Source organism: Acetobacter fabarum (genome assembly GCF_022483405.1).
Lineage (GTDB): Bacteria > Pseudomonadota > Alphaproteobacteria > Acetobacterales > Acetobacteraceae > Acetobacter > Acetobacter fabarum.
This window is the reverse complement of record NZ_JAKVNI010000001.1, coordinates 1,554,729-1,575,852: the sequence shown is the minus strand read 5'-3', so window position 1 is coordinate 1,575,852 and position 21,124 is coordinate 1,554,729. Positions and strand designations below refer to the sequence as shown.

The 21,124-nt window shown below is 60.4% G+C and carries 18 protein-coding genes; 11 read left to right on the top strand and 7 right to left on the bottom strand.

Annotated elements, in window-relative coordinates; genetic code table 11:
* Positions 1-69: 69 nt before the first annotated feature.
* The 4 genes from LKE65_RS07405 (at position 70) to LKE65_RS07390 (ending at position 4,639) form a co-directional block, all read left to right on the top strand.
* Entirely contained in the window at positions 70-1,275 is a 1,206-nt protein-coding gene (locus LKE65_RS07405; RefSeq protein WP_253527917.1) for a nicotinate phosphoribosyltransferase, read from the top strand.
* Complete coding sequence (locus tag LKE65_RS07400) at positions 1,272-1,715, top strand: hypothetical protein (protein WP_095349226.1); 444 nt, start codon at positions 1,272-1,274, stop codon at positions 1,713-1,715. The genes LKE65_RS07405 and LKE65_RS07400 overlap by 4 nt, the downstream gene beginning before the upstream one ends.
* 115 nt (positions 1,716-1,830) lie before the next feature.
* The gene (gene gltX, locus LKE65_RS07395) at positions 1,831-3,162 is read left to right on the top strand and encodes a glutamate--tRNA ligase (RefSeq protein WP_278740871.1); all 1,332 of its coding nucleotides are present in this window, start codon (positions 1,831-1,833) and stop codon (positions 3,160-3,162) included.
* Positions 3,163-3,349: 187 nt separating this feature from the next.
* Positions 3,350-4,639, top strand: a complete 1,290-nt coding sequence (locus LKE65_RS07390) for a lipoprotein pyruvate-formate lyase (RefSeq protein WP_086645603.1) — start codon at positions 3,350-3,352, stop codon at positions 4,637-4,639.
* A 39-nt stretch (positions 4,640-4,678) separates the two neighbouring features.
* Here LKE65_RS07390 and LKE65_RS07385 read toward each other — a convergent pair whose 3' ends face one another.
* Positions 4,679-7,063, bottom strand: coding sequence for a heavy metal translocating P-type ATPase (locus LKE65_RS07385; RefSeq protein ID WP_278740870.1), 2,385 nt, complete (start codon positions 7,061-7,063; stop codon positions 4,679-4,681).
* A gap of 127 nt (positions 7,064-7,190) precedes the next feature.
* Between LKE65_RS07385 and LKE65_RS07380 the strand changes: the two genes are divergently transcribed.
* The 5 genes from LKE65_RS07380 (at position 7,191) to LKE65_RS07360 (ending at position 12,368) form a co-directional block, all read left to right on the top strand.
* Positions 7,191-7,604, top strand: a complete 414-nt coding sequence (locus LKE65_RS07380; RefSeq protein ID WP_278740869.1) for a hypothetical protein — start codon at positions 7,191-7,193, stop codon at positions 7,602-7,604.
* A 79-nt stretch (positions 7,605-7,683) separates the two neighbouring features.
* Positions 7,684-9,393, top strand: coding sequence for a copper resistance system multicopper oxidase (locus LKE65_RS07375; protein ID WP_278740868.1), 1,710 nt, complete (start codon positions 7,684-7,686; stop codon positions 9,391-9,393).
* A gap of 155 nt (positions 9,394-9,548) precedes the next feature.
* The gene (locus tag LKE65_RS07370) at positions 9,549-10,460 is read left to right on the top strand and encodes a copper resistance protein B (protein ID WP_408744092.1); all 912 of its coding nucleotides are present in this window, start codon (positions 9,549-9,551) and stop codon (positions 10,458-10,460) included.
* Between the two features lie 160 nt (positions 10,461-10,620).
* Entirely contained in the window at positions 10,621-10,953 is a 333-nt protein-coding gene (locus LKE65_RS07365; RefSeq protein ID WP_086645607.1) for a metal-sensitive transcriptional regulator, read from the top strand.
* A 131-nt stretch (positions 10,954-11,084) separates the two neighbouring features.
* Entirely contained in the window at positions 11,085-12,368 is a 1,284-nt protein-coding gene (locus LKE65_RS07360; RefSeq protein ID WP_278740867.1) for a DEAD/DEAH box helicase, read from the top strand.
* Positions 12,369-12,441: 73 nt separating this feature from the next.
* On the opposite strand, the gene LKE65_RS07355 is transcribed toward LKE65_RS07360, so the two are convergent.
* The 6 genes from LKE65_RS07355 to miaA form a co-directional block, all read right to left on the bottom strand.
* The gene (locus LKE65_RS07355; RefSeq protein ID WP_278740866.1) at positions 12,442-13,887 is read right to left on the bottom strand and encodes a catalase; all 1,446 of its coding nucleotides are present in this window, start codon (positions 13,885-13,887) and stop codon (positions 12,442-12,444) included.
* A 245-nt stretch (positions 13,888-14,132) separates the two neighbouring features.
* A complete protein-coding gene (locus LKE65_RS07350; protein WP_278740865.1) occupies positions 14,133-15,083 on the bottom strand; it encodes an alpha/beta hydrolase in 951 nt (316 codons plus the stop codon).
* A 228-nt stretch (positions 15,084-15,311) separates the two neighbouring features.
* Complete coding sequence (gene ilvC / locus LKE65_RS07345) at positions 15,312-16,331, bottom strand: ketol-acid reductoisomerase (protein ID WP_278741803.1); 1,020 nt, start codon at positions 16,329-16,331, stop codon at positions 15,312-15,314.
* A gap of 62 nt (positions 16,332-16,393) precedes the next feature.
* A complete protein-coding gene (ilvN, locus tag LKE65_RS07340) occupies positions 16,394-16,912 on the bottom strand; it encodes an acetolactate synthase small subunit (RefSeq protein ID WP_086645705.1) in 519 nt (172 codons plus the stop codon).
* Between the two features lie 65 nt (positions 16,913-16,977).
* Positions 16,978-18,792 (bottom strand): biosynthetic-type acetolactate synthase large subunit, encoded by a 1,815-nt coding sequence (gene ilvB, locus LKE65_RS07335; protein WP_278740864.1) that lies wholly within the window; start codon positions 18,790-18,792, stop codon positions 16,978-16,980.
* Between the two features lie 39 nt (positions 18,793-18,831).
* The gene (miaA, locus tag LKE65_RS07330; protein ID WP_278740863.1) at positions 18,832-19,860 is read right to left on the bottom strand and encodes a tRNA (adenosine(37)-N6)-dimethylallyltransferase MiaA; all 1,029 of its coding nucleotides are present in this window, start codon (positions 19,858-19,860) and stop codon (positions 18,832-18,834) included.
* A 30-nt stretch (positions 19,861-19,890) separates the two neighbouring features.
* Here miaA and serB point away from each other — a divergent pair, with 30 nt between their 5' ends.
* Together serB and LKE65_RS07320 are read left to right on the top strand one after the other, a co-directional pair.
* Entirely contained in the window at positions 19,891-20,778 is an 888-nt protein-coding gene (gene serB / locus LKE65_RS07325) for a phosphoserine phosphatase SerB (protein WP_278740862.1), read from the top strand.
* A gap of 47 nt (positions 20,779-20,825) precedes the next feature.
* Positions 20,826-21,020, top strand: a complete 195-nt coding sequence (locus LKE65_RS07320; protein WP_086645613.1) for a hypothetical protein — start codon at positions 20,826-20,828, stop codon at positions 21,018-21,020.
* Positions 21,021-21,124 lie beyond the last annotated feature (104 nt).

Below are 21,124 nucleotides of genomic sequence, written 5' to 3'. Positions count from 1 at the left end.
GTCTTTACGCCACCCTCCATCACACCCATCATCTGTGCAGTGTATTTGGCAGAAAAGAGCATTTCAGCAATGACGCAGTCCCCCTCTGGCGTAACGGCTCCCGGCATTACTACGGCACAGGCCGCAACCGCCCTGACAGATGCAGAAATCCGGGCACGCACGGATTCCTACTTCAACCGCACCAGTCAGATTGTCAGCCACTTTGGGGATTGTGAGGTCACTTACGCCTTTTTCCTGCGCTGTCCTGTTATTTCCGCCCCCGGCATTATGCTGGAATGGCTGAAGAACGTTATGGCCGAACGCGGTAGCCATTACACCGTGGACCTGCTCCACCCCGAGGGCGAATGGGTTGGGGCGGGGGAACCGCTGGTCTATGTGACCGGCTCGTTCCTGCATCTGGCGGATTTGGAAACACTTCTGCTCCAGAAGCTGGGAAGTTCCTGCGTTGCGGCCCTGCGGGCTTACCAGATGGCGCTCTCCCTGCCACAAACCCGCTTTCTGGCCATGGATGCCCGGCATTGTGCAGGCTACGAAATGCAGGAACTTATGGCCTATGCGGCCTCGGTTGGTGGGCGGGCTGCCCAGCAGGACGGGGCGGTAGGTTTTGTTGGCACAGCCAATGATGCCGTTTCCGCCTTTTTTGGCACCACACAGGGCGCAGGCACCATGCCCCACGCGCTTATTGGGTATGCGGGTTCCACCGTGCGGGCGGCGGAAATGTTCCACGAGACATTCCCCGATTCCGACCTTGTGGTGCTGGTAGACTATTTTGGGCAGGAAATAACCGACGCACTGGCCGTATGCCGCCGGTTTGAAGACCTGGCCAAAGCAGGCCGCATTGCCGTGCGGCTGGATACGCATGGCGGCCGGTTTATGGAAGGGCTGAACCCGCAGGAATCCTATACCGTGGTCAACCGCCACGCTCCCGAGGCCCTGCGCCGCTACCGCTCGGACCGTGAGCTGCGCTACCTGATTGGCACAGGCGTTTCCGCCGCATCCATCTGGAAAATGCGTGAAGCACTGGACGAGGCAGGGTTCCAACAGGTGCGGATTATTGCCTCCTCGGGCTTTGGGGTCACCAAATGCGCCTGTATGGCCGATGCGCATGCCCCCATAGATGTTGTTGGCACAGGCTCGTTCATTCCCGAAATATGGAACGAAACCTACGCCACAGCCGATATTATTTCGTACAACGGTGTTGAGCGGGTTAAAATCGGGCGCGAATTCCTGTTTGCCTCCGCCCGCAACAAAAAGACAGCTAGGAAAACCTCATGAGCGAAACCGAAGCCCCTCAGGAGCAGGGCTGGAAAGTCCGTATTCTGGACCTGTCCGGCGGCGCCGAAGACAATATTGTGGAAGAGGTTGGCGTTTTTCATGACCTTGCCCACGCCAACGCCTTTGCCCGCGCCTATGTGCGTGACAGTGTGGAGCGCTGCCGCACGCCCGGTGCCTCCGCCAAGGACGTGCTGGACACATGGACCAGCTTTGGCGAGGACGCCGTGGTTATAGACGCAGAAGACGATGGCTGGCGCTCCGCCAACGAACTGGATGACTTTACCGCAACCCCGGCAACCCCCATGGAACGTGACTGGCGCATGCTGGACCCCCGCCGGCTGGTGGACGGGGAAGACATCCTGCTTGAAGATGAAGAAGATGCGGGAGCGGAAGAGGACGACACGGACACGTTCGACCCCGGCCTGCACAACCTGCACTAATTCCCGCCCACAGGCGGCAGCGGCAGGCAGCCCCACCCGGCATGCCACCCCTGCCCCTGTTTTATGTTTCCTTCGCGCTGGTCTTTCCAGCCCATTCACGGCATAAGCCCCTGTTATGAAACTCCGCTTTGCGCCCAGCCCTACGGGCCTTCTCCATGTTGGCAATGCCCGCCTTGCCCTTGCCAACGCCCTGTTTGCCCGCCGCAACAAGGGCAAATTCCAACTGCGTATTGATGATACGGATACCGGTCGCTCGCGCGAGGAACTGGTAGGTGCCATCCAGCAGGATCTGGAATGGATGGGCATTACGTGGGACGAGACCTTCCGCCAGACCGAGCGGCTGGACCGCTATGCTGCCGCCATTGAAAAGCTCAAGGCATCCGGGCACCTGTACCCCTGCTTTGAAAGCGAGCAGGAACTGGCCGCAAAGCGCGAAACCCAGATCCGCCAGCGCCGTGCTCCTGTGTATGACCGCGCCATGCTCAAAATGACCGAGCAGCAGCGCGCACAGGCCGAGGCCAATGGCAAGGTGCCTTACTGGCGCTTCAAACTTTCTGGCCGCATTGTGCGCTGGCGCGACCTTGTTATGGGGGAATGTCAGGTCAAGCTGCCATCTGTCTCCGACCCGGTTCTGGTCCGTACCGACGGCACGGTGCTGTATACGCTGGCCTCGGTTGTGGATGACCTGGAAACAGGGATCAGCCACATTATCCGTGGGGAAGACCACGTTACCAATACCGGTGTGCAGATTGACATAGCCGAAGCTCTGGGCGCGCGCCCCGACCACTTCCGCTTTGCCCACCTGCCCCTGCTGCTGGATGAAAACGGCGGCAAGCTTTCCAAACGGTTTGATGCCTGCTCCCTGCGCACCCTGCGTCAGGACGGGGTGGAGGCGGAAGCCCTGATCTCCTACCTCGCACGCCTTGGCAGTTCGGACGACCCGGCACTCATGCCGTTTGATGCGCTGGCCCAGAGCTATGACCTGTCACATATCTCGCGCTCGGCTGCACGGTTTGACACGCGCCAGCTTCTGGCCATGAACCACCGCTACCTTGCCCAGCTTCCCTTTGCCGCGGTGGCCGACAAACTGCCCAAAGGGGCTACGGAAGCCTTCTGGCTGGCTATTCGCAGCAATATCGACCTGCTTTCGGAAGCCAAACTGTGGCTGAACGTTGTGGAGGGGGACATTATTCCCCCCGTGCAGGAAGAGGACGAAGCGTTTTTGCAGGATGCCGCAGCCCTGCTCCCGCCCGAACCGTGGGATGTGGAAACATGGAAGGCGTGGACAGCCGCGATCAAGGACAAAACAGGCCGCAGCGGTAAAAGCCTGTTCCACCCCCTGCGTGTTGCCCTGACGGGGGAAGAACACGGGCCTGAACTGCGCGACCTGCTCCCCCTTATCGGCCGCAAACGCGCACTGGCCCGCCTGCTGCCTTCTCAGGTCTAAACCAACAGCAACGCCATATGGCCCCGGTATAGGCTGCCGGGGTCATGTGTGCTGCCCTGTAGCGGGTCTGGCTGAGCATCTTCTGGCCCGTGTCTTTTTGTCCATTGCGCATAACATGACTTGACCGTGCGTGTTCCCGCCTTTCAATAGGGGGCTGCACCGCTTTATCTGTCAGTCTGGAATCTGTATGCGCCCTGTTCTGCACCGCCGTACATTTGGTTTGGGCCTGACCGCGCTTCTGGCCGCCCCCACAGCCGGACGGGCCACCAGCATACCCGACCTGATGGACCGCCCTCCGCCCGAACTGGAGGAGTTAAAGTGGCACCCCCCGCTCCGGGAGGCCATTCAGGCACTCATTAACGCGCATGGCCATTATTCCGACACCTATAATGGCAACGCCCCCCCTTATGTGGTGATGGACTGGAACAACACCGCCATAGTGGGTGATGTGCAGCAGACATTGTTCCTGTTCATGCTGGAACACTTCTGCTTTTTGCTGCCAGCCCAGAAGTTCCGCAGCCTGATCCATGTGCACGCATCCAGCCACCCCCTGCCTGCCCCCTTTGCAAACCTTGCCGGGCAGCCGGTTACTTTTCCCGACCTTGTGAGCGATATTGTAGAGGATTACAGCGCACTGGCCGCCCGCTACGGGCACATGCCCCACCCCATTGCGCGTGAGGAATTACAGGACAACCCCGCCATGCTGGCCTTCAGGGCACGTATGGCATTCTGCCATCAGGCGGTGGCCGCCCTGCATGGCCCCGATGCGGCACAGCAATGGCTGATCCGGCTGGTTGCGGGGCAAACCCAGACCGATGTGATTACCCTGAGCCGCGCCGCCAATGAATGGTGCCTTGGGGCGTCGATCAGCAACCAGAGGTGGGTCTGCCCTGCCTCCCGCCCCGGCAAGGCTGGCCCTGTGCAGGCAGACATAACGCAAATGCTGCGGCTAACGCCCGAAATGGGCAACCTGCTCCAGATTTTGCAGGAACACGGGATAGACCCCATTATCTGCTCTTCCGCACTGGAGGACCTGATTGCCCTGTTCGCCACCTCGGCCGAATACGGCTACAACCTGCGGCACGAGCATGTGTTTGGCGCGCGGCTGGTCGAGCGCAAGGGCGTTATGGAACCCACCGAGGTCTCCCACTACCCATTCCCCGCAGGAGTTGGAAAAACCGAGCTGATCCGCCTCCATTTTGAACAGAAGCGTAAACAGCCCCCCCTGATGATCTTTGCGGGGGAAAGCAGCACGGCCAACCTGCTCAAATCCTTCCCCGATACACCGCTATGCTGCCTGATCAACCGCAAACAGTCCGAGGATATGGAGGTCTTCCTGCGCGAGGCCGCACAGCCCACCACGGCTGGCACGCCCCGCAGGCTCTACCTACAGGGGCGGGACGAAAACACGGGCGAATGGCGGCCCCATACCAGCAGCCTGCTGCTGGGCAGCACAACTCCCACCCTGCCCGCCTGAACCACCGGGCACAGGGGAGCAGGCTGGACTACAGGCAGATTACGCGGACCAGACCTTGCGCGGCTTCCAGCGATTGAGCAGCAGGGAGTTGCTGACCACCGAGACGGAACTCATGGCCATGGCTGCCCCGGCAAAGACCGGGTCCAGCAGCCCAAAGGCCGCCAATGGCAGGCCAAGTATGTTGTAAATAAAGGCAAAAAACAGGTTCTGCCGGATTTTGAAAACCGTTGCGCGGGACAGCGAGAGCGCATCCACCAGTGCCGTCAACTGGCTGCGCACAAGCACGACATCGGCTGTTTCGAGCGCAATATCGGCCCCGGCACCAATAGCAAAGCTAACATCGGCCAGCGCAAGGGCTGGCGCATCGTTAATGCCGTCCCCCACCATGCCTACGCAATGCTGGCCATCGGCCCGCAACCGCGCAATCTGGGCGGCCTTGCCATCTGGCAGCACATCAGCCACGACTTCATCAATACCCACCTGCCGGGCTACAGCCTGCGCTGCACGCGCGTTATCCCCGCTGAGCATGACAACCCGCAGGCCCTCGCTCCGCAAGGCGGCAATAGCAAGCTGGGCTTCTGGCCGCACCTGATCAGCCAGCCCAAAATAAGCAACCACCGCACCGGCACGGGCCAGTGCAACAATGCTCTGCCCCCGTGCCTGCCAGCCATCGGTCAAGGTATGGTCAACCGGGTAGCCAAGCTGGAGCATGTAGGCCAGCGAGCCCATATGCACATCCTGCCCATCTACGCGGGCCTGCACCCCCTGCCCCGGTATGGCTTTAAAGTCGCTCAGGGCCGCAGGCTGGGCACCCCGCTCCGTGGCGTAGGCCACAATGGCGCGGGCCAGCGGGTGCTCGGAACTCTGCTCCAGCGCACAGGCCAGCCCCAGCATAGCCTGTTCCGCCACACCCTGCGCACTTTGCACCTGCACCACACCGGGCCGTCCCATGGTGAGCGTGCCGGTTTTGTCCGTAACCAGAATGTCCATCTTGCGGGCCTGTTCCAGCGCATCCGCATTGCGGAACAGAATACCAGCCTGTGCGCCAAGGCCCGTGCCAACCATAATGGCCGTGGGCGTTGCCAGCCCCAAAGAGCACGGGCAGGCAATAACCAGCACGGACACGGCATTGACCAGACTGGCCCCGAAGTCATGCGTGATAACCCAGCCAAGACCAAGGGCCAGCACGGCCAGCACCAGCACGGCGGGCACAAATACAGCCGCTACGCGGTCGGCCAGACGCTGCACGCTGGCCTTGCTGCCCTGTGCCTGCTCCACCATGCGCACAATGCCCGAAAGCACGGTTTGCGTGCCAACCTTGGTGGCCTGCACACGCAATGCCCCGGTCTGGTTGAGCGTACCTGCAAACACGCGGTCCCCTGCGGTTTTGGCAACGGGAGCACTTTCCCCCGTTAACATGGCCTCATCCAGATCGGACTGACCATCAAGCACCTGCCCGTCCACGGCAACGCTCTCACCGGGGCGAACCATAAATACGTCACCGGGCACAAGCTGTTCCACCGGCTGTTCCACCCACTGGCCATTGCGCTCCACCTGTGCCGTGCGGGGTTGCAGGTGCAGCAGGCTTTGCATACCTGCGCTGGCACGGGCCTTGGCGCGGGCCTCCAGGAGCCGCCCAAGCAGAACAAGGGTCATGACCAGTGCGCTGGTTTCAAAATACACAGGCTGGTCAAGGCCAAACAGCATGACAACGGTGCTGAACACAAAAGCAATGCCCGTGCCCATAACCACCAGCACATCCATATTGGCAGCCCCACTGCGCAAGGCATGCATGGCCCCGCCATACAGGGAGCGCCCACACCAGACCTGCACAATGGCTGCCAGCACACATTGCGCCCACAAGGGCAGCATGGCTGTGTGCAGCCCTGCCAGCATGCCCAGCATCTGCCCCACAAAAGGCAGGCTCAGCACTGCGGCAAGCACAAAATTACGCCATTCATCCCGCAACGCGGCCTTGTGCTGCGCTGCCTGCGCATCCGGGTCCTGCTGGCTGTACAGAGTTGCGCCGTAACCCGCTTTTTCCACCCGCGCGATCAAGGCCGCGGTATCCACCACACCGGGCACAAAACTGACATGCGCACGCTCGGTCGCCAGATTGACCGATGCCTGAACAGACGGCAGGGCATTAAGCACTTTTTCCACCCGGCTTACGCAGGAAGCACAGGTCAGCCCGGTCAGGGCCAGATCCACACTGGTCGTCTGGGGCGCAAAGCCCGCGCTGTGCACGGCGGCAAACACCTGTGGCAACTGGGTGGTGGGGTCCTCCAGCGTGACCTGCGCCCTTGCCGTGGCAAAATTGACCGACGCCTGCAAGCCCTGCTGGCGGTTAAGCACTTTTTCCAGCCGGGTGGCACAGCTGGCGCAGCTCATGCCCTCTATGGGAAAACTGACAATCTGGCTCATGCTCTTGTTGCTCCGCGCCCGTGGTCGCACAGACCGGGGCCAAACATGCTTACGCACAGGGGGTGGTCGGGTTGGAACCGCATCCATTCTTCTTGCCATATATGCCCCCTAGGGGTATATTTAAAAGATGCTGTGTCGTTCTTTCCTGCATCAGATGGTGATGGGCTGCCTGCTTGTGCTGGCCGCAACACTGGGGCTTTGGGCTGCGCATACACCCGCGCGGGCGGCACAACCTGCCATGGCCCATACAGCCATGCACATGGCCGGACACAGCATGGCGGGCACAGCCCCCCTGCACAGCCGCACACCAGCAGCCATAAGCTGCCCCACAACCACGGCCGCCACACACCACCTTATGCACCACCACGGCGCATGCTGCATGACGGGGAATGCCCTGTCTGTTGTTGATACAGCGGTTGGCATGCTGCCCAATGGCCTGTTGTGGCACACCCGGGCACGCCCGGTTTTTGCAACACCCCCGACCCTGCCCGACCGCAGGGCCGCCCCCCTGCTCCGCCCACCCAGACTGCACACGGCCTGACACATCCGCCGGAGCCACAGCTCCGCCCGATCAGCCAGACGCCCTGCCCCCGTGCAGAGCGCGCAGTATGGACCAGACCATGCCCAATTCCTCCCTCCGCCATGGCAGGGGCATTGCACGCCGCCAGTTTATAACTGGTGCCAGCGCGCTTGCCGCCATGGCCACCCTGCCTGCCACACCCCGTGCGCAGGCGGATACCCTGTTTGACCCCATTATTCCCCCCAACCCACAGCAGGTTTATGACCTGACCATAAGCCCGATGGCTTGCACCATTGCCGGCAAAACCCAGACCATACCGGCCATGAACGGCAGCATGCCCGGCCCCACCCTGCGCTGGCGCGAGGGGGAGACGGTAACCCTGAACGTGCATAACCATCTGGCCGAGGACACCTCCATCCACTGGCATGGCATACGCTGCCCGGCCGATATGGATGGCGTACCCGGCCTGAGCTTTGGCGGCATTGCGCCGGGGCGGAGCTTTACGTACCGTTTTCCCGTCAAACAGAGCGGAACCTACTGGTACCACAGTCATTCCAACATGCAGGAAGCACGGGGGCTGTATGGGGCCATTATCATAGACCCCCGCACCCCACCGGCCACAACATGGGAGCGGGATTACGTTATTCTTCTCTCCGACTGGTCGGACGTGGCCCCGCACGACATTATGAATAACCTGAAATTTCAGGACGACTACTACAACTTCCGCCAGCGGACGGCTGTCTCCCTTGTGCATGACGCCAAGCGGGATGGTCTGGGGGCCGCCATAAAAAACCGCCTGCAATGGGCGGGCATGAACATGTCCGCCACCGATATTTCAGACGTAACCGGGATTATTTACACCTACCTGATGAACGGCTGCACGCCCGATACCAACTGGACCGGGCTGTTCCGCCCGAACGAGCGGGTCAGGCTGCGCTTTATCAACGCTTCTTCCATGACCTTTTACGACATCCGCATTCCCGGCCTGCAAATGGATGTGGTGCAGGCCGATGGCAACGACGTAGCACCCGTGCGGGTTGATGAGTTCCGCATTGGTGTGGCCGAAACCTACGACTGCATCGTGCAGCCTACGGACAGCAGAGCCTACACCATTTTTGCCCAGACGGAGGACCGCACGGGCTTTGCGCGCGGCACGCTGGCCCCCATGCAAGGTATGCGGGCCGCCATTCCCCCCATGGACCCACGCCCCGTGCGCACCATGCTGGACATGGGCATGCCCTCCTCCATGCAGGGTATGGACATGAAAGGCATGGATATGTCCGCCCCCAAACCGCTTGCCGCCCACACGCCGCCGCTGAATGTTGAAAACCAGAACATTGCCCGCATGCCCACCGACCGGCTTGCTGACCCGGGGGATGGACTGCGCGATAATGGCCGCAGGGTGCTCACCTACGCCGACCTGCGCGCCCTGCACCCGGTGGCGGACACACGCCCCCCCTCGCGGGAGATCACGCTCCACCTGACCGGCAACATGGAGCGCTACATATGGGGCTTTGACGGCAAAAAGTTCTCCGAAGCAGAGCCAATTCCCCTGCGGCTGGGCGAGCGTGTCCGCTTTACCCTGATCAATGACACCATGATGGAACACCCCATTCACCTGCACGGGTTATGGAGCGAACTGGAAAACGGGCAAGGCGCTTACAACCCGATCAAACATACCATTATCGTGCAGCCAGGCAGCAAGCTCAGCTACCTTGTTTCGGCCGATACGCCCGGATTGTGGGCCTATCATTGCCACCTGCTCTACCATATGGACCTTGGCATGTTCCGCACAGTGGTGGTGTCATGAGCAGATACACCCCCGCCGCCTGCGCGGCCCTGCTGCTGCTTGGCATAAACCTGCCCAACACCAGCCCCGCCCGAGCTGCCAGCCCACAACCCGCCATGGCGGGTATGGCAGGCATGGAGGATATGCCCGGTATGGACATGAGCGAGGGCATGGATATGCCAGCCCACCCGGCCCCGCAGCCCACCACCCATGGTGCGGCGCACCCTGCGGCTCCCTCCCACACGGCGGCCCCACCTGCGCCTACCACCCATGCCAGCACGCCCCACCCGGCCACTTCCGCCACCAGCGGGGTGAGCACACAGCCCCCGAACCCCACTACATTCCGCGTGAGTCTACCCCCCCTGGCACCCAGCAGCCAGTGGCCGGCTACCCCACCGGCAACGCCAGTCGTGCATTATGTGCACAACATGCCCCCGGTCATGGACCACAGCACTTATTTCCATGTTCTGATGGAGCAGTTCGAAGGCCGCTATACTGCGGGGGACAGCCTGCTGCGTTATTCCGGGCAGAGCTGGTTTGGCACCGACCACGACAAGCTCTGGATCAAGTCCGAAGGCACGGTGGACGGGCACCGCCATATGAGTGATGGCGACCACGAATTTTTATATGACCACGCCATTTCCACCTATTTTGACCTACAGGCCGGTGTGCGGCTGGATCTGGATAGTGGCCCAACCCGTGCGTGGGGGGCTGTTGGGGTACAGGGGCTTGCCCTGTACTTTTTTGATGTATCAGCCACAGCCTACTTTAATGCCCAAGGTGTGGCGGGCAAGCTGGAAGGGTCTTATGACCTGCTGATTACCAACCGCCTGATCCTGCAACCTCAGGCAGAGTTCAACTTCTATTCCCATACCGATGCCCAGCGCGACGTCAGCCGGGGTTTTTCCGACATTGATGCGGGTTTACGCCTACGTTACGAATTCAAGCGCAAAATAGCCCCTTATATTGCCGTGACCTATGCCGGCCATTACGGCAACACCGCAAACCGCAGGCCAAACTGGCACGGCACAGCCGATAACGGGCCAGAGGACATCCGCTTTACCTTTGGCGTGCGCACGTGGTTCTAACCCCTGCCAGCGCCTGACCCACACACTCCCTTTTGCGTCCGGCGCGCAGACATTCTACACAGGGAGCAAGATCACACTCCGGAACTGCTGCGGGGCTTGAAAAGCCCCTGCCCCGTTCCGGCCCCTGCCTCTTTTTGTTCAGAACAGCCTGTAGAAGCCCATGTCCACAGACAAACCCGGTTGCCATGCCTGCACACCCCCCACCCCGGCCAGCACGGAACGGCACGTAACCCAGCCGGACAAGACTGCCCTGATCAACCGCCTTAAACGGATTGAGGGACAGGTCGGGGGGATACTGAACATGGTGCAGGATGACCGCTACTGCGTGGATATTCTGACCCAGCTTTCCGCCGTCAAATCCGCGCTGGATGGCGTGGGGGTGCAAATCCTGACATCCCACGCCAAAGGCTGCGTGCGCACCGCCATTGCTGAAAACGGCGGCGAGGAAGCGCTGGAGGAACTTATGGGCGTTATCCGCAAAATGGTAAAATAGGACATTCTGCCAAAAGACCACCCTCCCGCTATATTGACCCGGCCAGACATCCTCCGTAAAAAGCGTCAGTTTTCATCCCGCGATGCCCCATCAGGCGCAGCTTTACTGAGCGCCGGAGGCGCCGCTTTCCCATGTCCATGACTTTTGCCGACCTCTCCCTGATGGAGCCGCTGCTCCTTGCACTGGCCGAGGCAGGCTACATAAGCCCCACCCCCATTCAGGCCCAGTCCATTCCCCTGCTGCTTGAAGGCCGTGATCTGCTGGGGCTGGCACAAACAGGCACGGGCAAAACAGCCTCTTTTGCGCTGCCGCTCCTGCACCGCCTTGCCGCAAACCCGCGCCCGGCCCTCAAAGGGGGAGCGCGTATTCTGGTCCTGGCCCCCACGCGCGAGCTTGTATCCCAGATTGCCGATGGTTTTGAAAACTTTGGCCGCAACCTGCCCTTTAGCGTCACAACGGTATTTGGCGGCGTAAGCCAGATGCATCAGGTCAACGCGCTCAAGGATGGTGTGGATATTCTTGTTGCCGCACCCGGACGCCTGCTGGACCTGATCGAGCAGGGGCTTTGCGACCTGTCTCAGCTTGAAGCCCTGGTGCTGGATGAAGCCGACCAGATGCTTGATATGGGCTTTGCCAAACCGATTGAGCGGATTGTGGCAACCCTGCCCAAAGACCGGCATACCGTGCTGTTTTCCGCTACCATGCCCAAATCCATTGCCGCACTGGTGGAAAACCTGCTGCACGACCCGGCCAAGGTGGAAATTGCCCCCCCCTCCACCACCGTGGACCGGATTGAACAGTCGGTCATGTTTGTGAATGCCGCCGACAAAAAAACAGCCCTGCTCGCACAGTTGCAGGAACCTGATATTGGTCAGGCGGTTGTTTTTACCTTGCAGAAAAACATTGCCAACGAAGTCTGCTCTTTTCTGACCGATGCCGGGATTACGGCGGAAGCCCTGCACGGCAACCGCTCACAGGGGCAGCGGGAGCGCGCGCTCAATGCGTTCCGTGAGGGCACGGTGCAGGTTCTGGTTGCAACAGATATTGCAGCCCGCGGGATTGACGTAGATACAGTCACGCATGTTTTTAACCACGACCTGCCAAGCCTGCCCGAAAGTTACGTCCACCGCATAGGCCGCACCGGGCGTGCGGGGCGACGTGGCATTGCCGTAACCCTGTGCGATGCCGAACAGCGCGCATGGCTCCATGATGTGGAACGGGAGATCGGGCAGACCCTGACCGTCCATACCGAGCATGAATGGCACTCAGAAGACGCCCGGAACTCCACCATGCGCGCGCCCGTGCTGGGTGGCGGGCCGGTCAAGCAGGTCAAACCGCAGGTCAAGCGTGAGCGCCGGGTCTGGACTGAGGAAGAAAAACAGGCTGCACGCGCTGCATCCCAAAAAACGGCCTGAATAATACGGCTATTTTTACAGGCAGACATGGCATAACGCTGCCATGCCTGCCCCGGTTACCGCACGCACGGGGTTAGTCCCGTGCAGCTGCCACGCCATCGCGCACGCGCTGGCCTATGGTGGCATCAATATTAGTCCAGTATTCAAACACCCGTGACAGCACAGGTTCTTCAACACCCTGTAGAACATGGCCGACAACATTGCTCACCAGCCTGTCCCGCGCGGCACTGTCCATAACGCGGTTGATCAGGGTATTGGCCTGCGCAAAATCATCATCATCGGCGCGTAAGGTGTAGGCTTCCCGCACAAAGGCCCCATCGGCCGCCCAGACTGCGTTATCTGGAAAACGCTGTGCATCCGCCACCGGCCCACCTTTGGAGTTGGGTACATAAGCCGGGTCGTGCGCGGGGTTCATGCGCATTGTGCCGCCCTTGGTGTACCCATGAACGGGACATTTGGGTGCGTTAACCGGGATCTGCTTGTAATTCACGCCAAGGCGCGCACGGTGGGCATCCGCATAAGCAAACGCACGGCCGAGCAACATCTTGTCTGGCGACAGGCCAGTGCCGGGTACAAAATTGTTCGGTTCAAACGCAAGCTGTTCGATCTGGGAATGGAAATCCGTTGGGTTCCGGTCAAGCGTGAGCCTGCCGACATCGATCAGCGGATAGTCCTCATGCGGCCAGACCTTGGTCAGATCAAACGGGTTGATGTGGTAGGTTTTGGCATCCTCATACGGCATGATCTGCATTTTGAGCGTCCAGCTTGGATACTCCCCACGCCGGATTGCCGCGTACAGGTCCCTGCGGTGATAATCCGCGTCCTGCCCAGCAATTTTACCAGCCTGCTCCTGCGTCAGGCATTGAATACCCTGATCGGTTTTGAAGTGGTATTTAACCCAGAACCGTTCCCCCCGTGCATTGACCCACATGTAAGTATGGCTGGAAAAACCATCCATATGCCGCCATGACGCCGGAATACCCCGGTCCCCCATAAGCCAGGTAACCTGATGTGCGGTTTCGGGGCTGAGGGTCCAGAAATCCCACTGCATGTCGTTATCACGCAGGCCGTTATCGACCCGGCGCTTCTGGGAGTGAATGAAATGCTGGAACTTAAGCGGATCGCGCACAAAGAAGATCGGCGTATTGTTGCCGACCATATCAAAGTTGCCTTCATCCGTATAAAACTTCAGGGCAAAACCGCGTGGGTCCCGCCATGTATCGGGGCTGCCAGCCTCCCCTGCCACGGTTGAAAACCGGGCCACAACCTCGGTCCTCGCACCCGGCTGCAAAAACTTTGCACAGGTGTACGCGCTCATGTCGTGCGTGACTTCAAACGTACCAAATGCACCGCTCCCTTTGGCATGGGGCTGGCGGTCGGGGATCATCTCGCGATTAAAGGCCGCCATCTGCTCGATCAGGTAATGATCATGCAGAACAATGGGACCATTCGCGCCAACAGTGAGCGAGTGCTCATCGCTCGAAACCGGGATACCGGATTCCGTTGTGTGTATTTTCACGGTTGAATCATTTGTCACCACGGTCTCCTTCGCGTGTTCGCCGTACACTTATGCAACGCATATCCTGTGCCGGGTGTTCACTTCCTGCTCATCACTTTTTCCGGCAAGGCAATGACCGGCATAGGCAAACGGGAGTGTGCCTGCCCCCCGACACCCGCTTCAACAGCCAGTATGGCTCCACTGCATGCCAGCCAGCAGGCCAACCCAGCAGCATGAGTGCTCAACCAGAAGCCTGCCTGTGCGCGTTACGTTCCCAGCATGCGCCGCACGGCAGCCACCAGATCATGGCGGCAACGCTCGGCCAGCGCAGAAGGCAGCAGATCAAACCCATGGACCGCACGGGCATACACCACCAGTTCGGTTGGCACGCCTGCATGCCACAGGCGGTGTGCAAACGTCACATCCTCATCCCGGAACAGGTCCAGCGCACCGGTTACGATAAATGTTGCAGGCAGCCCCGACAGATCCTGCATAAAGGTGGGGGACAGGTAAGCAAACCGCGGGTCATCCGCTGCCAGCGCCCCCCGCACTGCGGACCATGCGTGCCGGTTCTGTGCGCGAGTCCAGACAAACTCCCCGGTTGTGGGGTCATCCCCCGGGGCATCGGGGCTGCCTGTGCGCAGGTCCAGCATAGGGTAGATCAGGGCCTGACCGCACAGCCTTACCTGTGCGCGGTCCCGTGCCAGAAGAGCGGTAGCCGCCGCAAGGCAACCGCCCCCGCTGTCACCCATAACCATAATGCGCGCGGGGTCTGCCCCAAGCGCCCGCGCGTGCTCATGCAGCCATACCAGCGCGGCGTAAATATCCTCCAGACCACCGGGAAAAGGCGTTTCCGGCGCCAGCCGGTAATCAACCGACACAACCAGAGCCGCCGTATCTGCCGCAAGGCGCTCCAGTGCCCCGGCCTGCATGTCTGGCGTGCCCGCGATCATGCCGCCACCATGAATATTGAGAATAACAGGCACAACGCCCTGAACATCCACGGGGCGGAACAGGATAATCCGCACATCTGGCGCACCTTTGGGGCCGGGGATGATGCGCCCCTCAAATCTGGCTGCTGCGGACTGCAGGAGTTCTGTTGTGCCTTCAACCAGAGCACGGCGGAATTCTGCCAGATCATCCTGCTCAGGGTTGAAGGCTGGAAACGACGCCACCATCCCGCGCTGCTGTTCATCAACCAGACCAAGGGTTGTCATCGTCAACACTCTCCATTTCTCTTGCGGGTCAGCAAGATCATAAAGAGCCGTCACGCAGGATAACAATGACCCCTACAACAATTTGAAGACTACCGTTTTTCAGCCAGTCCCGGCACGCAATGCGCCCTCCTTTGCAAGGCTGGGAGCGGTGCAGATACAAAAAAGGCTCCCCCACCTGCGGGTGGGGGAGCCTTTAAGCACAGCGTAAACGCCGTAAGGGTCGCGGTCTTAGTTCTTAGTTTTGTCAACCAGACGGGACTTGGCGATCCAGGGCATCATGCCACGCAGTTTTTCGCCAACGGCTTCAATCTGGTGGGCATCGTTACGAGCGCGGGTTGCTTTGAAGAACACGTTGCCGGACTTGTTTTCCAGCACGAAGTTACGCACGAAGGTGCCGTTCTGGATGTCTGTCAGGATGTCCTTCATGGCCTTCTTGCTTTCCGCCGTGATCACGCGCGGGCCGGACACGTACTCACCATACTCTGCAGTGTTGGAGATGGAGTAGTTCATGTTGGCAATGCCGCCTTCGTAGATCAGGTCCACGATCAGCTTCATTTCGTGCAGGCATTCGAAGTAAGCCATTTCCGGGGCGTAACCGCCTTCAACCAGCGTTTCAAAGCCAGCGCGGATCAGCTCGACCAGACCACCGCAGAGCACGGCCTGTTCACCAAACAGATCGGTTTCCACTTCTTCCTTGAAGGAAGTTTCGATCGTGCCTGCACGGCCACCACCAATGGCGGATGCGTAGGACAGGGCGATGTCCAGAGCCTTGCCGGACTTGTCCTGTGCAATGGCCACCAGGCAGGGCACGCCGCCGCCACGCTGGTATTCGGAACGCACGGTGTGGCCGGGGCCTTTGGGTGCGATCAGGAACACGTCCAGGTCAGGGCGGGCTTCGATCAGGCGGAAGTGGATGGACAGACCATGAGCAAAGGCAAGTGCTGCACCCTGCTTGAGGTTCTTTTCCAGGGATTCGGTGTACAGTGCGCCCTGGCCTTCATCGGGGGTCAGCACCATAACAACGTCTGCCCAAGCAGCGGCCTTGTCGGGCGTCATAACCGTAAAGCCAGCATTGCGGGCTTTTTCCGTTGCCGTGGAGCCTTCACGCAGGCCGATCACAACGTCGGAAACACCGCTGTCCTTCAGGTTGTTGGCATGGGCATGGCCCTGGCTGCCGTAACCGATAACGGCCACCTTTTTGGACTTGATCAGGTTAACGTCGGCGTCACGATCATAATACACGCGCATAGCCATTATACTTTTCTCCCTGTTGCCGGGGGTCAGTCCCCGGCGTTGCACCTGTCTATACTTCAGAAGTTCTGAATTGTCTGCGGCCCGCGGCAAATGGAGGCAACCCCGGTGCGGGACACCTCAACAAGCCCGAGCGGGCGCATCAGCTCAATAAAACTGTCCAGCTTGTCTGTGGAGCCGGTCAGTTCAAACACAAAGGAACTAGCGGTTGTATCAACCGCCCGTGCCCGAAAAGCCTGTGCAATGCGCAGGGCTTCGGTCCGTGGTTCGCCAGAGGACACCACTTTGACCAGAGCCATTTCCCGCGCAACATAAGGCCCTTCCGCCGTAAGGTTGACCACGCGCGAGACGGGCACAAGCCGCTCAAGCTGCGTTTTGACCTGCCGGATGGAAGACTGCGTGCCCGTGGTGACAATGTTCACACGGGAGGTGTGACCATGCTCATCCACCGGAGCCACGGTCAGGCTCTGGATGTTGTAACCACGGCCCGAGAACAGCTCCACAATACGGGCAAGAGCCCCGCTCTCGTTATCCACCAGAAGGGAAATAACAGCGGAACCGGAAACTTCGACCTGCATACTCATGTTTCTCGCAATCAAGGCAGAAGGGACAAGACGGAACCTAAAAGAACAGAACTGGCCAATCAGACCAGCATCTGCCCTTCCTTGCTGATCGTGGCACTGCTTGCTTCCTGCTCCGGGCCAAGGATCATCTGGTTATGGGCGGCACCAGATGGAATCATGGGGAAGCAGTTTTCCCCCTCCGCCACGCAAATATCCACCAGCACGGGGCCATTATGCTCCAGCGCCTTCTGGATGGTGGCATCCAGCTCGTCCAGCCGGGTCACGCGCAGGCCGGTGGCATGGAAACTTTCCGCCAGCTTTACAAAGTCCGGCAGGGCATCGGAATAGCTTTCCGAATAGCGCGAACCGTGCAGCAGTTCCTGCCACTGGCGGACCATGCCCATGTAGTGGTTGTTGATGATGAAAATCTTAACCGGCAGGCGGTACTGCGCGATGGTCCCCAGTTCCTGAATGTTCATCAGGGTTGAGGCTTCCCCCGCAATATCCATAACCAGCGCATCGGGGTGCGCAATCTGCGCGCCAACAGCGGCAGGCAGGCCGTAGCCCATGGTACCAAGCCCGCCCGATGTCAGCCAACGATTGGGGGCATCAAAGCGGAAGAACTGCGCAGCCCACATCTGGTGCTGCCCGACTTCGGTGGAAACGTACGTATCCCGCCCGGTCTGGCGTGCCAGTTCATAAATCCGCTGGATGGCCTGCTGCGGCTTGATCACGGCATCGGGGGCCTTGTCCTGCCCAAAGCGCAGGCAGTCCAGCGCGCGCCAGCTTTCAATCTGTGTCCACCAGGCATCCAAGTCAGACTTATGGGCGTAAGCGGGCTGTTTTTCCCACTCTTCGATCATCAGATCGATAATCTGCCCGACATCCCCCACAATGCCTTCGTTGACATGCACGATCTTGTTGATCTGGGAGGGATCAATATCAACATGGATTTTGAACGAGCTGGGGGAGAACGCATCCAGCCGCCCGGTTACCCGGTCATCAAACCGGCTGCCAAGGGCGATCAGCACATCGCAGCCGTGGGTTGCCAGATTGGCCTCATACGTCCCGTGCATGCCCAGCATACCAAGGAATCGCTGGTCCGTACCGGGGAACGCCCCCAACCCCATGAGCGTGGATGTTACGGGAAAACCCGTCAGCTCCACCAACCGGCGCAAAGCGGCACTGGCCTGCGGGCCGGAATTGATAACCCCGCCACCCGTGTAAAACAGCGGGCGTTTGCCTGCCTTCATGGCCGCCACGGCACGGGTAATGGCCGCACGGTCTGGCTGGGAACCCATGCGGGTGGTGCGCGGGGTTACGGCGTATGCCTCCACATAAGGGGCATCGCCCACCGTAATGTTCTTGGGCAGATCAATCAGCACCGGGCCGGGCCGGCCGGAGCGGGCAATGGCAAAGGCCTCATGCACCGCAGGAGCCAGATCTTCAGGCTTGCGCACCAGATAGTTGTATTTGGTAACCGGGCGGGTAATGCCCGTTGTATCCGCTTCCTGAAAAGCGTCATTACCAATCAGGGGTGTGGGCACCTGCCCGGACAGGCAGACCAGCGGAATGGAATCCATCATGGCGTCCAGAAGGCCGGTTACAGCGTTGGTCGCCCCCGGGCCACTGGTCACCAGCACCACCCCCACCTTGCCGGTCGAGCGGGCATAGGCCTCCGCCGCGTGCACAGCCGCCTGCTCATGGCGCACCAGAACGTGGCGGATGTGATTCTGCTTGAACAGGGCATCATAAATAGGAAGAACGGCGCCACCGGGGTAGCCAAAAATAACCTCCACACCCTGTTCGACCAATGCGCGCAGAAGAACTTCCGCACCCGGCAGGGTGGTGGTTGTCTGAGCGTCCAGTGTGGTCGAACCCGTTGTGCGTGTCATAGCGTCCTCTCTTCCCGGAATTGGGAGCAGGTCGCCTGTTTAGGACCCGATATTGGGTGCGTCAATCCCCTTTAGAATAAAAGAAACAATTTCATCATACTTTCTTTCCGAAAATTGCTCAAAATCGGAAAAACAGGCATTAACCATACAGGTCAGCCCCTCAGCCGTAAGCGGATGGTGGGCAAACCATGTGGCCTGCCGCTTGGTGTAGCGCCCTGTGGCGGCAACGGCACGGGTTGCGGCTTCGGCCTGTGTAATCTCCCCTCGCAGCATGGCGGCCAGTTCGGGCACGCCATGGGCACGCATGGCGGGCAGGTCCGGGTCCAGATTCTGTTGTAACAGGGCGCGCACCTCCTCCACGCCGCCCTGCTCCAGCATGGCGGTAAACCGGGCCTGTATGCGCGCACGCAGTTCCACCCGGGACGGGTCCAGACGCACAGCGACAAACCGGGCCGGGGCGGGCGGCAGACCGGGCTGGGCCAGCCACCAGTCCAGCCCATGGCCTGTGGCCTGCCATACCTCCCACGCACGGGCCACACGCTGCGAATCCACTGGCTTGAGGCGTGCGGCCGTTTGCGGGTCCACCTCCATAAGCCGCTCATGCACGGCGGGGGCCCCTTCCTCCGCCACCAGAGCACGGGCAGCCTGCTGCACGGCGGGGGGACTTTGTGGAATCTGGGCCAGTCCATCGGTCAGGGCGCGCATATACATGCCCGTACCCCCGCATAGTATGGGCAACTGCCCCGCATGCCATGCCTGCTGCATGGCTGCCAGAGCCTGCTCGCGCCACCATGCCACGCTCCCCTTATGGGCGGCGGGCAGCACACCATATAACCGGTGCGGCACACGCTGTTCTTCCGCCTCGTCCGGGCGGGCGGTCAACACACGCAGGTCTTTATAAACCTGCATGGAATCCGCGTTAATGACCACGCCCCCCAACTGCTGGGCCAGCCTGAGTGCCAGGGCGGATTTGCCCGAACAGGTCGGCCCTGCCAGCACAAGGGCCGGGGGCTGGCTTTGCGTGTAGCGGGTTGCCGGGCTGGGGCATGGGTGTTCTGCTTGCTTCATGTCCGTATTCCTGCCACACACCCAAGTGCCATGACGAGCCTTGTTCTGACCCTTGTTGCCCCCCGTGAGGCAACAACACTCGATACCGCCACAATCTCCCTCGCGCGTGATATTATCCGTGCCAAGGGTGAAACCGTTATCCTCTCCCCCGGGGAGGCAGTGGATATTCCCTGCCCGGCCAGCACGCCAGACGTGCTGGCCCAGTTACACACACATCTTGGCAGCAAGGTGGACGTGGTACTGACCCCCGCAGAGGGCCGCCGTAAAAAACTGCTGGTCTCGGACATGGACAGCACCATTGTCGCCAACGAAACACTCGATGATCTGGCAGCCCTTGCCGGTATTGGGGACAAGGTTGCCGCCATTACCACCCGCTCCATGAACGGCGAGCTGGATTTTGCCACCTCCCTGCGCGAACGCGTAGCCCTGCTTAAAGGTCTACCCCAAAGCCTGCTGGAAAAAGCATGGCAGGATGTGCGCCTGAACCCCGGCGCGGTGGAAATGGTGCGCACCATGCGTGCGCATGGAGCCTACACGGCGCTGGTATCGGGCGGGTTTACCTTTTTTACCTCCCGCGTGGCCGCCCTTTGCGGGTTTGAGGAAAACCACGCCAATACCCTGCTGACCGATGCGACCGGCCACCTGAGCGGTGCCCCCGGCTTACCCATTCTGGGCGCGCAAACCAAACTGGACCTGCTGGAACAACTCAGCACGCGCCACAAGCTGGCCCCCGAGGCTACTCTGGCCATTGGCGATGGCGCAAACGACCTGCCCATGCTGCGCGCCGCAGGGCTGGGCATTGCCTTTTTTGCAAAGCCGGTTGTGCGTCAGGCCGTAGCGGCCCAGATCAACCATACCTCGCTCCGCACGGCACTATTCATGCAGGGCTACCCCGCATCCGCTTTTGTAAGCGCATAACCCGTAACACCAGCCGCTGAGCGCCTGTAAAAAAGTAAGGCAGCACCATGCAGTTTGACCCAAGGGATATTTCAACCTACCCCATAGCCCGCGTCATCAGTATTGTACTGGGCGTGGGGCTGGTGCTGTACTGCTTCAACTTCTACCTGACCCTGCCACAAGACACACCCGAGCACGTCATGCGGCATGTGGCAGCGCTGATTGTCGGCACCATTCTGCTGCTGGGCAGCATCTGGATCTAGGGTCAGCTCAACCCGCCCTGCTTTTCCCATGAGTGACGCGGGCAGCACTTCCATCCTTTAGAAGTCAATGCTTCCCCTCCCTATTGCCCCCTGCACCTACTGCA

Coding starts and splice junctions, on each gene's coding strand:
- LKE65_RS07405 (WP_253527917.1), top strand. CDS start 70: ATGACGCAGTCCCCCTCTGGCGTAACGGCTCCCGGCATTACTACGGCA.
- LKE65_RS07400 (WP_095349226.1), top strand. CDS start 1,272: ATGAGCGAAACCGAAGCCCCTCAGGAGCAGGGCTGGAAAGTCCGTATT.
- gltX (WP_278740871.1), top strand. CDS start 1,831: ATGAAACTCCGCTTTGCGCCCAGCCCTACGGGCCTTCTCCATGTTGGC.
- LKE65_RS07390 (WP_086645603.1), top strand. CDS start 3,350: ATGCGCCCTGTTCTGCACCGCCGTACATTTGGTTTGGGCCTGACCGCG.
- LKE65_RS07385 (WP_278740870.1), bottom strand. CDS start 7,063: ATGAGCCAGATTGTCAGTTTTCCCATAGAGGGCATGAGCTGCGCCAGC.
- LKE65_RS07380 (WP_278740869.1), top strand. CDS start 7,191: ATGCTGTGTCGTTCTTTCCTGCATCAGATGGTGATGGGCTGCCTGCTT.
- LKE65_RS07375 (WP_278740868.1), top strand. CDS start 7,684: ATGCCCAATTCCTCCCTCCGCCATGGCAGGGGCATTGCACGCCGCCAG.
- LKE65_RS07370 (WP_408744092.1), top strand. CDS start 9,549: ATGCCAGCCCACCCGGCCCCGCAGCCCACCACCCATGGTGCGGCGCAC.
- LKE65_RS07365 (WP_086645607.1), top strand. CDS start 10,621: ATGTCCACAGACAAACCCGGTTGCCATGCCTGCACACCCCCCACCCCG.
- LKE65_RS07360 (WP_278740867.1), top strand. CDS start 11,085: ATGTCCATGACTTTTGCCGACCTCTCCCTGATGGAGCCGCTGCTCCTT.
- LKE65_RS07350 (WP_278740865.1), bottom strand. CDS start 15,083: ATGACAACCCTTGGTCTGGTTGATGAACAGCAGCGCGGGATGGTGGCG.
- ilvC (WP_278741803.1), bottom strand. CDS start 16,331: ATGCGCGTGTATTATGATCGTGACGCCGACGTTAACCTGATCAAGTCC.
- ilvN (WP_086645705.1), bottom strand. CDS start 16,912: ATGCAGGTCGAAGTTTCCGGTTCCGCTGTTATTTCCCTTCTGGTGGAT.
- ilvB (WP_278740864.1), bottom strand. CDS start 18,792: ATGACACGCACAACGGGTTCGACCACACTGGACGCTCAGACAACCACC.
- miaA (WP_278740863.1), bottom strand. CDS start 19,860: ATGAAGCAAGCAGAACACCCATGCCCCAGCCCGGCAACCCGCTACACG.
- serB (WP_278740862.1), top strand. CDS start 19,891: ATGACGAGCCTTGTTCTGACCCTTGTTGCCCCCCGTGAGGCAACAACA.
- LKE65_RS07320 (WP_086645613.1), top strand. CDS start 20,826: ATGCAGTTTGACCCAAGGGATATTTCAACCTACCCCATAGCCCGCGTC.